Source organism: Microbacterium sp. EG9, assembly GCF_059759475.1.
The window spans coordinates 1,107,715-1,120,582 of sequence record NZ_CM186217.1 but is presented as its reverse complement, the minus strand read 5'-3'; the positions used below and the strand labels follow the sequence as shown (position 1 = coordinate 1,120,582).

Annotated in this window: 12 protein-coding genes; 1 reads left to right on the top strand and 11 read right to left on the bottom strand. The window is 69.6% G+C overall.

Features of this window, described 5'->3' with window-relative positions; genetic code table 11:
- Window positions 1-2 precede the first annotated feature (2 nt).
- A complete protein-coding gene (gene pgl / locus AC6CQV_RS05185) occupies window positions 3-782 on the top strand; it encodes a 6-phosphogluconolactonase (protein WP_060958702.1) in 780 nt (259 codons plus the stop codon).
- A gap of 46 nt (window positions 783-828) precedes the next feature.
- Here the strand turns inward: pgl and AC6CQV_RS05180 are convergent, their stop codons facing one another.
- From AC6CQV_RS05180 to AC6CQV_RS05130, 11 genes are all read right to left on the bottom strand, one after another.
- Window positions 829-1,185 carry an RNA polymerase-binding protein RbpA gene (locus tag AC6CQV_RS05180; RefSeq protein ID WP_060958703.1) on the bottom strand — a complete coding sequence of 119 codons (357 nt, stop codon included), beginning with the start codon at window positions 1,183-1,185 and terminating at the stop codon, window positions 829-831.
- Window positions 1,185-1,433 (bottom strand): preprotein translocase subunit SecG, encoded by a 249-nt coding sequence (gene secG / locus AC6CQV_RS05175; RefSeq protein WP_060958704.1) that lies wholly within the window; start codon window positions 1,431-1,433, stop codon window positions 1,185-1,187. The genes AC6CQV_RS05180 and secG overlap by 1 nt, the downstream gene beginning before the upstream one ends.
- Before the next feature lie 188 nt (window positions 1,434-1,621).
- On the bottom strand, window positions 1,622-2,404 hold the full coding sequence (tpiA, locus tag AC6CQV_RS05170; protein WP_223848940.1) for a triose-phosphate isomerase: 783 nt from the start codon (window positions 2,402-2,404) through the stop codon (window positions 1,622-1,624).
- The gene (locus AC6CQV_RS05165) at window positions 2,404-3,621 is read right to left on the bottom strand and encodes a phosphoglycerate kinase (protein WP_498260459.1); all 1,218 of its coding nucleotides are present in this window, start codon (window positions 3,619-3,621) and stop codon (window positions 2,404-2,406) included. The genes tpiA and AC6CQV_RS05165 overlap by 1 nt, the downstream gene beginning before the upstream one ends.
- Window positions 3,622-3,630: 9 nt before the next feature.
- A complete protein-coding gene (gene gap, locus AC6CQV_RS05160; RefSeq protein WP_060958707.1) occupies window positions 3,631-4,641 on the bottom strand; it encodes a type I glyceraldehyde-3-phosphate dehydrogenase in 1,011 nt (336 codons plus the stop codon).
- 139 nt (window positions 4,642-4,780) lie between these two features.
- Window positions 4,781-5,410: a superoxide dismutase gene (locus AC6CQV_RS05155; RefSeq protein ID WP_498260458.1), complete on the bottom strand. Its 630-nt coding sequence runs from the start codon at window positions 5,408-5,410 to the stop codon at window positions 4,781-4,783.
- A gap of 144 nt (window positions 5,411-5,554) precedes the next feature.
- The gene (gene whiA, locus AC6CQV_RS05150; RefSeq protein ID WP_060958709.1) at window positions 5,555-6,532 is read right to left on the bottom strand and encodes a DNA-binding protein WhiA; all 978 of its coding nucleotides are present in this window, start codon (window positions 6,530-6,532) and stop codon (window positions 5,555-5,557) included.
- A gap of 39 nt (window positions 6,533-6,571) precedes the next feature.
- Complete coding sequence (gene rapZ / locus AC6CQV_RS05145) at window positions 6,572-7,402, bottom strand: RNase adapter RapZ (protein ID WP_498260685.1); 831 nt, start codon at window positions 7,400-7,402, stop codon at window positions 6,572-6,574.
- A 91-nt stretch (window positions 7,403-7,493) separates the two neighbouring features.
- Window positions 7,494-9,413 carry an excinuclease ABC subunit UvrC gene (gene uvrC / locus AC6CQV_RS05140; RefSeq protein WP_060958710.1) on the bottom strand — a complete coding sequence of 640 codons (1,920 nt, stop codon included), beginning with the start codon at window positions 9,411-9,413 and terminating at the stop codon, window positions 7,494-7,496.
- A gap of 1 nt (window position 9,414) precedes the next feature.
- A complete protein-coding gene (uvrA, locus tag AC6CQV_RS05135; protein WP_498260457.1) occupies window positions 9,415-12,333 on the bottom strand; it encodes an excinuclease ABC subunit UvrA in 2,919 nt (972 codons plus the stop codon).
- A gap of 61 nt (window positions 12,334-12,394) precedes the next feature.
- On the bottom strand, window positions 12,395-12,832 hold the full coding sequence (locus AC6CQV_RS05130) for a MarR family winged helix-turn-helix transcriptional regulator (RefSeq protein WP_101306459.1): 438 nt from the start codon (window positions 12,830-12,832) through the stop codon (window positions 12,395-12,397).
- Window positions 12,833-12,868: the final 36 nt, after the last annotated feature.

Here is a 12,868-nt window from a genome sequence, read left to right as displayed (position 1 = left end):
CGATGGCGCAGATGTGGACCGAGAAACGGGTCGTGATCAGTCCGGACGCTCCGACGCTCGCCGCCGCCGTCGCCGACCGCCTGCTGGCGCGCCTGGCGCGCCGCTCGGCGGCCGGCAAGACCACCCACATCGCCCTCGCCGGCGGTCAGATCGGCACCGCCGTGCTGCGTGCGGCCGGCGCGAGCCCCCGACGGGCGGACGTGGACTGGTCGCACGTGCACGTCTGGTGGGGCGATGAGGTCTTCGCGGCGGCCGACGATCCCGAGCGCCACGAGCGCGCAGCGCGGGAGGCGCTCCTCGCGCGCATCGACGTCCCCGCGGCGAACGTGCACGCGATCGCGGCGAGCGGCGACGCTCCCGACGCGGATGCCGCGGCATCCGCGTACGCCGACGAGCTCGCGCGCTTCGGCACCGACGAGCACGCGTGGCCAGAGTTCTATGTGTGCTTCCTCGGGGTCGGCTCCGACGGTCACATCGCCTCGCTGTTCCCCGACCGCGGCGAGATCCAGGTGACCGACCGCACCGCGGTGGCCGTACGCGACGCGCCGAAGCCGCCGGCGGTGCGTGTCACGATGACGCGACCGGTGATCAACTCGGCACGCTGCGTATGGCTGGTCGTCTCGGGCACAGACAAGGCGGCGGCCCTGGGCCTCGCCCTCGCCGGCGCCAGCTACGAGACGGTGCCCGCCGCCGGGGCGAAGGGGCGCAAGAAGACGGTGTTCTTCGTCGACGACGCCGCCGCTGCGAACGTGCCCGCCGAACTGATCGACCAGGACTTCTGAGCGGACGCCGTCCTCGCGGACGCGTCGGCGGCGGCTGCCGCCGCGATCAGGCCTGGCCGCGGCGCTCGCGCAGCTGCTGGAGGGCGTCGTCGAGGAGGGCGTCGGCCTCTTCCTCGGTGCGACGCTCCTTCACGTACGCGAGATGCGTCTTGTAGGGCTCGGTCTTCGCGAGCGCCGGAGGATTCTCCTTGTCGCGGCCCGCGGGAAGCCCGGAGTGCGGGGAGTCGATGACCTCGGGGATCTCCTCCTCGGCGATGCCCGCGGCGAAGTAGCGCACGGTCTCGTTGCCGAGCGCGTCCCAATACGACACGGCGATACGGTCGGCGTGGTGACCGTGGTCCTGCTCACCCATCGGACCGGCACCCACACGAGTGCCGCGAATAGCGTTTCCGCCCGTTGCCATCAGAGCCCCTGGAACTTGGTGATGAGTCCGAGCGCGACGATCGCGACGAACCAGACGAGTGCGAGCACGACCGTGAAGCGGTTCAGGTTGCGCTCAGCGAGACCGGACGACCCGAGAGCAGAGCTCATGCCGCCGCCGAACATGTCCGACAGACCGCCGCCGCGCCCCTTGTGCAGCAGGATCAGGAGGGTCAGCAGGAGGCTGGTGATGCCCAGCAGCACCTGCAGCACGAACTCGAGGATGTCCACAGTCGATGAAGCCTTTCGCGGCGCCCGCGTCGTCGGGCGCACAAGGGTCGAGTATACCTGCGTTTCGGCTCGCGCCTGCGGTGCTCGCTCAACGACCGGAGCCTCTCCCCCGGTCGTTGAGCGAGCGAAGCGAGTCGAAACGCAGAGCGCAGCGCGTCGAAACGCAGAGCGCAGCGCGTCGGACGGCGTCAGACGCCGACGTGCTTCTGGTAGCGGATGATGGCCGCGAACTCGTCCGCGACGAGGCTTGCACCACCCACCAGCGCGCCGTCGACGTCGGGCTCGCGCATGAAGCTGGCGATGTTGCCCGACTTCACCGACCCGCCGTACAGCACGCGCGTGCGAGCGGCGGCATCCGCGCCGAGCACCTCGGCGAGCACGCCGCGCAGCGCGACGCACACCTCCTGAGCCTGCTCGGGAGACGCCACCTGTCCGGTGCCGATGGCCCACACGGGCTCGTACGCCACGACGATGTCGGCATCGGCCGGCACGCCTTCCAGCGCGGCCCGCAGCTGAGCGACGGACACGGCCGTCGGCCCCGACTCCTCGCGCTGCTCGAGCGTCTCGCCCACGCAGATGACGGGGACCAGACCGTGCTTGAGCGCAGCCTGCACCTTGGCGGCGACGATGGCGTCGCTCTCGTGGTGGTACTCGCGACGCTCGGAGTGCCCGATGATGACGTAGCGGCAGGCCAGCTTGCTCAGGAACGCGCCGGACACCTCTCCGGTGTAGGCGCCGGAGTCGTGCGTCGACAGGTCCTGCGCGCCGAGCGCGAAGGGGATCTTGTCGGCGTCCAGCAGCGTCTGCACGGTGCGGATGTCGGTGAAGGGCGGGAAGACCGCGACCTCCACCGAGCCGTCCTCGTGTCCGGCGTCCTTCAACGTCCAGTGCAGCTTCTGCACGAACGCGACCGCCTGCAGGTGGTCGAGGTTCATCTTCCAGTTGCCGGCGATGAGCGGTGTGCGCGCCATCAGCTCTCCCATCCGAGGATCTCCAGCCCGGGGAGCTTCTTGCCCTCCAGGAACTCCAGGCTCGCGCCGCCGCCGGTCGAGATGTGACCGAACTGGTCGTCCGCGAAACCGAGCTGACGCACGGCCGCGGCCGAGTCGCCACCGCCGACGACGGACAGGCCGTCGACCTCGGTGAGCGCCTGGGCGACCGTCTTGGTGCCGGCAGCGAACGCCGGCATCTCGAACACGCCCATCGGGCCGTTCCAGAACACGGTCTTCGCGCTGCGGATCGCGTCGGCGAAGATCTCCGCCGTGCGCGGACCGATGTCCAGGCCCATGCCGTCGGCGCCGAAGGGGGTGTCCTCCAGCGCGTCGGCGGCAGCGACCACGTGGTCGGCGTCGGCCGCGAAGCCCGAGGCCATGACCGCGTCGACCGGGAGGATCAGCTCGACGCCGCGCGCGGCGGCATCCGCGATGTAGCCCTTCACGGTCTCGATCTGGTCGGTCTCGAGCAGGCTCTTGCCGACCTTGTGACTCTGGGCCGCGAGGAAGGTGAAGAGCATGCCGCCGCCGACGAGGATCTTGTCCGCGCGCGGGAGCAGGTGTGCGATGACACCCAGCTTGTCGCTCACCTTGGAGCCGCCGAGCACGACGGCGTAGGGACGCTCGGGGTTCTCGGTCAGGCGGTCGAGGACGTCGACCTCCTTCTCGATGAGGTACCCGGCCGCGGAGGGCAGCAGCTCGGCGAGGTCGTAGACCGACGCCTGCTTGCGGTGGACGACTCCGAAGCCGTCGGAGACGAGGGCGTCGCCCAGAGCGGCGAGCTCCTCCGCGAACGCACGACGCTCGGCGTCGTCCTTCGCCGTCTCCCCCGGGTTGAACCGCAGGTTCTCGATGACGGTGACATCGCCGTCCTCGAGGGCCGCGACGGCCTCCTGTGCGGAGGTGCCCACCGTGTCGCGCGCGAACACGACCGGCTTTCCGAGCAGCTCCGACAGCCGCTGGGCGACCGGCTCGAGGCTGTACTTGGCGTCGGGCGCGCCGTCGGGGCGTCCGAGGTGGGAGCACGCGATGACCCGCGCCCCCTGGTTGATGAGCTCGTTGAGGGTCGGAAGAGCCGCCCGGATACGGCCATCGTCCGTGATGACGCCGTCCTTCAGAGGGACGTTGAAGTCAACACGGACGATGACGCGCTTACCGGCCAGCGACCCGAGGGATGCAAGGGTGCGCAAAGCCATGGCGAAGCCTCAGAGCTTGTCGGCGACGAGCTCGGTGAGGTCGACGAGGCGGTTCGAGTAGCCCCACTCGTTGTCGTACCACGACGAGACCTTGACGAGGTTGCCCGAGACGTTCGTCTGGCCCGCGTCGAACACCGACGAGTGCGGGTCGAGCTGGATGTCGCTGGAGACGATGGCGTCCTCGTTGTACTTGAGGTAGCCGACGAGCTCACCCTCCGCGGCAGCCTTCTTGTAGGCCGCGTTGATGACCTCGGCGGTCAGGCCCTCGGTGGGCGTGATGATCGTGAGGTCGACGATCGAGCCGGTGGGAACCGGCACGCGGTACGACGAGCCGCTCAGCTTGCCGTTGAGCTCGGGCAGCACGAGGCCGATGGCCTTGGCGGCACCCGTCGAGGCCGGGACGATGTTGATCGCGGCGGCGCGCGCACGGTGCAGGTCGCTGTGCGGGCCGTCCTGCAGGTTCTGGTCGGCCGTGTAGGCGTGCGCGGTCATCATGAAGCCGCGCTCGATGCCGAAGTTGTCGTTGAAGACCTTGGCCAGCGGCGCGAGGCAGTTCGTGGTGCACGACGCGTTGGAGATGATGTTCATCGTCGCCGAGTCGTACTCGCCGTCGTTGACGCCCATGACGAAGGTGCCGTCGACATCCGTGCCGGGAGCCGAGATGATGACCTTCTTGGCGCCGCCGTCGAGGTGCTTCTTGGCGTCGGCGGCCTTGGTGAAGCGGCCGGTCGACTCGATGACGATGTCGACACCGAGCTCGCCCCAGGGGAGGTTCGCCGGGTCGCGCTCTTCGAAGACCTTGATGGCCTTGCCGTTGACGGTGATGGAGTCGGCGTCGTACGAGACCTCCGCGTCGAGGCGGCCGCCGACGGAGTCGTACTTCAGCAGGTGGGCGAGGGTCTTGTTGTCGGTGAGGTCGTTCACCGCCACGATGTCGAGGTCAGCCCCCTGCTCGAGCGCGGCACGGAGGAAGTTGCGGCCGATACGGCCGAAGCCGTTGATTCCGATCTTGACAGACACGTTGTCTCCCGGTTCATGTCGCGACGGCGACGGCGTTTCGACGCGCCAGTCGCGAACTTGGTGTGTGAAGGAAAAAGGATGCCGGGTCACCTGCCCGTCGCCGGGAGGGACCCGGCATCCTCACCTGGTCATGAGACTACTACTTGAGCAGTCCGGCCGTCTTCTCGCGCGCCGTCGAAAAGCGCTCTGCGACGTTGCCCCAGTTCGCGATGTTCCACACGGCCTTGACGTAGTCCGCCTTGACGTTGAGGTAGTCGAGGTAGAAGGCGTGCTCCCACATGTCGAGCTGGAAGATCGGGATGGTGCCCTGCGCCGTGTTGGACTGCTGGTCGAAGAGCTGCTGGATGATCAGCTGCTCGCCGATCGGGTCCCAGCTCAGCACCGCCCAGCCGGAGCCCTGGATGCCGGTCGCGGCGGCCGTGAAGTGCGCCTGGAACTTCTCGAAGCCGCCGAAGAACTCCTCGATCGCGGCCTTCAGCTCGCCCTCCGGCTGTCCGCCGCCGCCGTCGTTCGCGGGCGCCAGGTTGGTCCAGAAGATCGAGTGGTTGACGTGGCCGCCGAGGTTGAACGCGAGGTCCTTCTCGAGCTTGTTCACGTTGGCCAGGTTGCCGCTCTCGCGGGCCTCCGCCAGCTGCTCGAGCGCCGTGTTGGCTCCCGTGACGTACGCCTGGTGGTGCTTGTCGTGGTGGAGCTGCATGATCTTGCCGCTGATGTGCGGTTCGAGGGCTGCGAAGTCGTAGGGGAGGTCGGGCAGCGTGTAGATCGCCATGTTCTCTTCTTCCTGTCGTCGGCGCCGCAACTGCGCTGCGGCGATGGGACATTGCCATCCTATTGAGGTGCAACGCTGCCGGCAGGGGGTTGTTCCCACCGCGACCGACGTGTACCGCCGCGCACGCGCCCCGTGACGCGGGGGTCAGTCCTCGAGGCCCTCGGGCACGGCGGAGTCCGTACCGGGGATGCCGGTGCTCACGGCCTTCTTGTCGGCCATCGCGAGCAGACGCCGGATCCGGCCGGCGACGGCATCCTTCGTCAGCGGGGGGTCGGCGTGGTGGCCGAGCTCGTCGAGGCTCGCGTCGCGGTGGGACAGCCGCAGCTCCCCCGCCTCGCGCAGATGCTCGGGGACGTCGTCTCCCAGGATCTCCAGTGCGCGCTCGACGCGGGCGCAGGCCGCGACGGCCGCCTGCGCGGAACGACGCAGGTTGGCATCGTCGAAGTTGACCAGACGGTTGACGCCGGCGCGCACCTCGCGGCGCTGACGCATCTCCTCCCAGGCCTGGGCGGTGCGCACGGCACCCATCTCGGCCAGGGCGATTCGGATCGCCTCTCCGTCGCGGACGACGACCCGGGGAACGCCGCGGACCTCGCGGGCCTTCGCCGCGATGCCGATGCGATGGCCGGCGCCGACGAGCGCCATGGCCGCCTCGCCCGAGGGGCAGGCGATCTCGAGCGCCGCCGAGCGTCCGGGGTCGGAGAGGGTGCCGCTGGCCAGGAACGCGCCGCGCCAGACCGCCGCGAGGTCGTGGCGCGCCCCCGTGGTGAGCTTGTTGGGCAGGCCGCGCACCGGGCGACGGCGCGCGTCGAGCAGTCCCGTCTGTCGGGCGAGGGTCTCGCCGCCCTCGATGACGCGCACGGCGAAGTGCCCGCCGGCGCGGCCGCCCGAGGCCTGCACGCGGTGCAGCTCGGGGCGCACGCCGTACAGCTCCATGATGTCGCGAGCGACGCGACGGGCGAGCGGATCCGTCTCGAGCTCGGCCTCCACGGCCACGCGTCCCGCGATCGAGTGCAGGCCGCCGGAGAAGCGCAGGATCGCGGTGAGTTCGGCCACCCGCGCCGTGGGACGAGGGTCGCGGACCGCGGCCAGCTCGGACTTCACGTCAACGGTCGGCGACACGGCGATCCTTCGTTCGGGGGGCGGGGACAAACATCCAGCCTACTCGCGACCGAGGTCGCGATGCTTCACCCGTACGGCCACACCCGGCACCTGCGACAGGCGGTCGGCCAGCTCGATCGCCGTCACGACCGAGCGGTGCTTGCCGCCCGTGCACCCGACGGCGAGAACGGAGTGGCGCTTGTTCTCGCGCTGGTAGCCCGCGAGGACGGGGCGCAGGGCCGTCGCGTACGCGTCGATGAACTCGCGCGCGCCCTCCTGCGCGAGCACGTAGTCGCGCACGGGCTCCTCCTCGCCGGTGTGCCCCTTCAGCTCCGGGATCCAGAACGGGTTCGGCAGAAAGCGCATGTCGGCGACGAGATCGACGTCGGTGGGGAGGCCGTACTTGAAACCGAAGCTCATGACGGTGATCGTGTGCCGCGCCGCGCCCTCCTCGCTGAAGAGGTCGACGACGCGGTTCGCCAGCTGGTGGATGTTCATCGCGCTCGTGTCGATGATGACGTCGGCGCTCTCGCGGATGACCGCCAGCCGCTCGCGCTCGCGCTGGATGCCGTCGAGGATCGTGCCGTCGCCCTGCAGCGGATGCGGGCGCCGGACGGACTCGAATCGGCGCACGAGCACGTCGTCGCCCGCGTCGAGGAACAACACGCGCAGCTGACGACCCGCGCGCAGGGCGCTGGTGACCGCCGGCAACGCCTGGAAGAGGTCGCGGCCGCGCACATCGACGACCGCCGCGAGCTTCGGCAGCGCCCCGCCGGCCATCTCGGTGAGTTCGAGCAGCGGCCCCAGCATCTGGGGCGGGAGGTTGTCGACGACGTACCAGTCGAGGTCTTCGAGGGCGTTGGCCGCGGTCGTGCGACCGGCACCGGACATGCCCGTGACGATCAGCACCTCGCCGGCGGGCTGGTCATCTGCCACGTGCACTCCCCAGGACTGATCGCATGCCGATCCGGATACGAACAGCCTATCGATTCGCGAGGCGCTGCTCGATCGCCGCCGCGAGCTTCGGCCCGATGCCGGGTAGGGCGGTCATCTCGTCGGCCGTCGCGGCGCTCAGCGCGGTGACGGAGCCGAAGTGACGCAGCAGGGCCTTGATGCGCGCGTCACCGAGTCCCGGCACCTCACCGAGCACGGTCGAGATGTCGCGCTTGCGACGCTTGCGCTGGTGCGTGATCGCGAAGCGATGGGCCTCGTCTCGCAGGCGCTGCAGGAGGTAGAGCGCCTCGGAGGTGCGCGGCAGGATCACGGGGTAGTCCTCCCCCGGCAGCCAGATCTCCTCGAGCCGCTTCGCGATGCCGCACAGGGCGATCTCGGTGTGCCCGGCATCCTCGAGCGCCCGCGCCGCCGCCGCGACCTGCGGCGCGCCGCCGTCGACCACGAGCAGCTGCGGGCGGTAGGCGAAGCGCGGACGCTTGCGCTCCGTGACGACGGGGGCGTCCGGATCGGCGTCCGGGTCGCCCTCCACGGCGACCGTGGCGGCATCCGGCAGCGCCTCGTCGCGGTCGATGTGGGCGAGCCGACGGGTCAGCACCTGGTAGAGCGAGTCGGTGTCGTCCGTGGTCTCGGGAACGCCGAACGATCGGTACTGGTCCTTCCTCGGCAGACCGTCCTCGAAGACGACCATGGAGGCGACCACGTTCGTGCCGGACAGGTGCGACACGTCGTAGCATTCGATGCGCAGCGGCGCCTCGTCCATCCCGAGCGCGATCTGCAGATCGGTGAGCGCCTTCGTGCGCGCCGTGTAGTCGGACGTGCGGCGGGTCTTGTGCAGCAGGAGCGCCTGCTGCGCGTTGAGCGTCGCCGTGCGCATGAGATCGGCCTTGCGACCGCGCTGCGCGACCTGGAGGGTGACCCGCTTGCCCCGACGCTCCTGCAGCCACTGTTCGAGGTCGGCGGCGTCGTCGGGCAGCGTCGGCACCAGCACCTGCCGCGGGATGTCCGCCGCCGTCGCGGAGCCGTAGGTGCGCTGCACCACCTGGTCGACGAGGTCGGCGCCCGAGATGTCGAGCTCCTTGTCGATCGTCGTGGCGCGCACACCCCGCACCCGGCCGCCGCGCACGACGAAGTGCTGCACGGCCGCCGACAACTCGTCTTCGGCGATGCCGAACAGGTCGGCGTCCGTGTCCTCCGCGAGCACGAGCGAGCTGCGGCTGAGGACGGCGTCGATCGCCTGGAGACGATCGCGGTAGAGCGCCGCGGACTCGTAGTCCATCTCCGCCGAGGCCTCGCGCATGCGGGCGGTCAGCTCGCGCGCGAACCGCTGGTCTCCGCCGGACATGAACGCGACGAAGTCGTCGACGATCGCCCGGTGCTCCTCGATCGTCACCTTCATCGAGCAGGGGCCCCCGCACCGACCGATCTGCCCGGGGAAGCACGGCCGCCCGGTGGCCATCGCCTTCTTGTACGAGGCGTCGGAGCAGGTGCGGATCGGGAACACCTTGATCATCAGATCGATGGTGTCGTGCACCGCCCACACCTTCGGATACGGCCCGAAGTAGCGCGCTCCGGGGATGCGCCGATTGCGGGTCACGATGACGCGGGGCGCCTCGTCGGCCAGCGTGATCGCCATGTACGGGTAGGACTTGTCGTCCTTATAGCGCACGTTGAACGGAGGCGAGAACTCCTGGATCCACATGTACTCGAGCTGCAACGACTCGACGTCGCTGGCGACGACGGTCCACTCCACGGATGCCGCGGTCAGCACCATCCGGCGCGTGCGCTCGTGGAGGGTGTGCAGTGGGGCGAAGTAGTTCGACAGCCGCGCCCGGAGGTTCTTCGCCTTGCCGACGTACAGCACGCGGCCGTCGGCGTCGCGGAACCGGTACACGCCGGGCTGGGTCGGGATCTCTCCCGGCCGCGGCTTGTACGGCAGGTCGGACGCCACCTCAGCCCGCCTTCCGCACCGGCCCCCGAGCCTTCGCCGCGGCGCCGGCCCGCTCGCGCTCGGATGCCAGGATCTCCGCGAGGAAGGCGCCGGTGTGACTCTCCTCGACGTCGGCCACCTGCTCGGGCGTGCCCGTGGCGACGATGCGACCGCCGCCCGATCCGCCCTCGGGCCCCAGGTCGATGATCCAGTCGGCCGACTTGATCACGTCGAGGTTGTGCTCGATGACGACGACCGTGTTGCCCTTGTCGACGAGCCCGCCGAGCACCTGCAGCAGGCGCGACACGTCCTCGAAGTGCAGTCCGGTCGTGGGCTCGTCGAGCACGTAGATGCTGCGGCCGTTCGAGCGCCGCTGGAGCTCGGTGGCGAGCTTGACCCGCTGCGCCTCACCGCCGGAGAGGGTGGTGGCCGACTGCCCCAGCCGTACGTATCCGAGGCCGACGTCGACGAGGGTCTTCAGGAAGCGGTGGATGGCCTGGATGGGCTCGAAGAACTCCGCGGCCTCGGAGATGGGCATCTCCAGCACCTCGGCGATGTTCTTGCCCTTGTAGTGCACCGCGAGCGTGTCGCGGTTGTACCGCTTGCCGTGGCAGACCTCGCAGTCGACGTAGACGTCGGGCAGGAAGTTCATCTCGATCTTGATCGTGCCGTCGCCGGAGCACGCCTCGCAGCGTCCGCCCTTGACGTTGAAGCTGAACCGGCCCGGCTGGTAGCCCCGGGCCTTCGCCTCGGGGGTCTCGCTGAACAGCGTCCGGATGCGGTCGAAGACGCCCGTGTAGGTCGCCGGGTTCGAGCGCGGGGTGCGGCCGATCGGCGCCTGGTCGACGTGCACGACCTTGTCGAGGTTGTCGAGCCCGGTCACGCGGGTGTGCTTGCCCGCCACGCGACGCGCGCCGTTGAGCTTGGTGGCCAGCACCTCGTAGAGGATGCCGTTGACCAGCGTCGACTTGCCGGAGCCGCTGACGCCGGTGACCGCCGTGAGGACGCCGAGCGGGAACTCCGCGGTCACGTTCTGGAGGTTGTTCTCGCGCGCGCCGACGACGGTCAGCATCCGTTTCTTGTCGATCTTGCGGCGCTTCTTGGGGGTCGCGATCGCCCGACGGCCGCTCAGGTAGGCGCCGGTGAGGGATCGTTCCTCCTCGAGCAGGGAGGCCAGGGGGCCGGAGTGCACGACCTCGCCGCCGTCCACACCGGCGCGCGGTCCGATGTCGACGACCCAGTCCGAGGCGTGGACCGTCTCCTCGTCGTGCTCGACGACGATCAGCGTGTTGCCCAGGTCTTTCAGGCGGACCAGGGTCTCGATCAGGCGCCGGTTGTCGCGCTGGTGCAGACCGATCGACGGCTCGTCGAGGACGTACAGGACGCCGGTCAGCCCCGACCCGATCTGGGTGGCGAGACGGATGCGCTGCGCCTCGCCGCCCGACAGCGACCCGGCCGATCGGCCCAGGCTCAGGTAGTTCAGTCCGACCTGGACCAGGAAGTCCAGCCGGGCGCGGATCTCCCGCAGCACGGCCGCGGCGATCTTGGCCTCACGATCGGTCAGCTCGAGCTGCGAGAAGTAGTCCTGCGCCTCCGCGAGGCTCATCCGCGAGGCGTCGGCGATCGAGCGGTCGTGCACGAGCACGGCGAGCACCTCGGGCTTGAGCCGGTCGCCGTGGCAGACGGGGCAGGGCACCTCGCGCAGGTACTCCGCCCACCGCTGACGCTGCGTGTCGGTCTCGGCCTGGGTGTACTGCCGCTCGATGTACGGCACCACGCCCTCGAAGCCCGAGGAGTAGCGCATCTCGCGGCCGTAGCGGTTGCGCCACTTCACGGTGACCTTGTAGTTCTCGCCGCGCAGGATCGCGTCCTGCACGTCGGTCGAGAGGTCGCGCCAGGGGGTGTCGAGGGAGAAGTCGAGGTCGTCGGCGAGACCCACGAGCAGTCGCTCGTAGTACTGGTAGAGGCCCTTGCCCTGCGTGGTCCACGGGATGATGACGCCCTCGTTGATCGAGAGGTCCTCGTCACCGAGCATGAGCTCGACGTCGACCGACATCCGGGTGCCGAGCCCGGAGCACGCCGGGCAGGCGCCGAAGGGCGCGTTGAAGGAGAACGTGCGCGGTTCGATCTCCGTGAGCTGCAGGGGGTGGCCGTTCGGACAGGCGAGCTTCTCGCTGAAGCTCACCCAGGCGTCATCGCCCTCCTCGTCGACGAAGTTGACCTGGACGATGCCGCCGGCCAGCCCGAGGGCCGTCTCGACCGAGTCGGTGATGCGGCCCAGGATGTCGGGACTCGCGACGAGGCGGTCGACGACGACCGCGATGTCGTGCTTGTAGCTCTTCTTGAGGGTGGGCGGCTCGGCGAGCTGGATGAGGTCGCCGTCGACGACGGCGCGCGCGTAGCCCTTGGCCGACAGCTCCTTGAAGAGGTCGACGAACTCGCCCTTCTTCTGCGAGACGACGGGCGCCACGATCTGGTAGCGCGTGCGCTCCGGCAGCTCCATCAGCTGATCGGCGATCTGCTGCACCGTCTGCCGCTGGATCTGCGCGCCGCACTCGGGACAGTGCGGGATGCCGATGCGCGCCCAGAGCAGGCGCATGTAGTCGTGGATCTCGGTGATCGTGCCCACGGTCGAGCGGGGGTTGCGGTTGGTCGACTTCTGGTCGATGGAGACGGCGGGGCTCAAGCCCTCGATGAAATCGACGTCGGGACGGTCGACCTGGCCGAGGAACTGACGCGCGTACGCGCTGAGCGACTCGACGTAGCGGCGCTGACCCTCCGCGAAGATCGTGTCGAACGCGAGGCTCGATTTGCCCGAACCCGACAGCCCGGTGAAGACGACGAGGGCGTCCCGAGGGATGTCCAGATCGACGTTCTTGAGGTTGTGGACGCGGGCTCCGCGGACGCTGAGTTTCGACGAGGCGACAGGGACGATGGGCACCGCACAAGTCTAGGTGGGGCCTCCGACACCGGATCCGACGTGCGCTGTCGGCGTAGCCGGCTCAGTCGATCCGACGCCCCGCGAACGGCGCGAGACCGTCGCGGAGCGCCGCGAGCTCGGTGGCGTCGACCCCCACCCGTGCCATGATCTGCCCGGGAACGTCGAGGGCTTCGGTGCGCAGGGCACGCCCCTCGGCCGTGAGCGCGATCTCGAGGACGCGCTCGTCATCCGCCCGGCGCGTGCGCGAGACCCTGCCCTGCGCCTCCAGACGCTTGACGAGCGGCGAGAGCGTCGCGGGCTCCATCGCGAGCTCGTCGGCCAGCGCGCTCAGCGAGCGCGGCGAGCTCTCCCACAGCGCGAGCATCACGAGGTACTGGGGATGCGTCAGGCCGAGGGGCTCGAGCACGGGCCGATAGATCGAGACGACGTTGCGGGCCGCCGTCACGAGCGCGAAGCAGAGCTGGTTCTCCAGCTTCAGGAGGTCGTCGCGAGAATCCACGCCGCCAGTCTAGTCGAATCGTTAGTACACTAATCT

Excerpts from the sequence above, each read along its gene's own strand:
- pgl (WP_060958702.1), top strand. The coding sequence starts at position 3 with ATGGCGCAGATGTGGACCGAGAAACGGGTCGTGATCAGTCCGGACGCT.
- AC6CQV_RS05180 (WP_060958703.1), bottom strand. The coding sequence starts at position 1,185 with ATGGCAACGGGCGGAAACGCTATTCGCGGCACTCGTGTGGGTGCCGGT.
- tpiA (WP_223848940.1), bottom strand. The coding sequence starts at position 2,404 with ATGGCGCGCACACCGCTCATCGCCGGCAACTGGAAGATGAACCTCGAC.
- AC6CQV_RS05165 (WP_498260459.1), bottom strand. The coding sequence starts at position 3,621 with ATGGCTTTGCGCACCCTTGCATCCCTCGGGTCGCTGGCCGGTAAGCGC.
- AC6CQV_RS05155 (WP_498260458.1), bottom strand. The coding sequence starts at position 5,410 with ATGGCGATCTACACGCTGCCCGACCTCCCCTACGACTTCGCAGCCCTC.
- rapZ (WP_498260685.1), bottom strand. The coding sequence starts at position 7,402 with ATGTCCGGTGCCGGTCGCACGACCGCGGCCAACGCCCTCGAAGACCTC.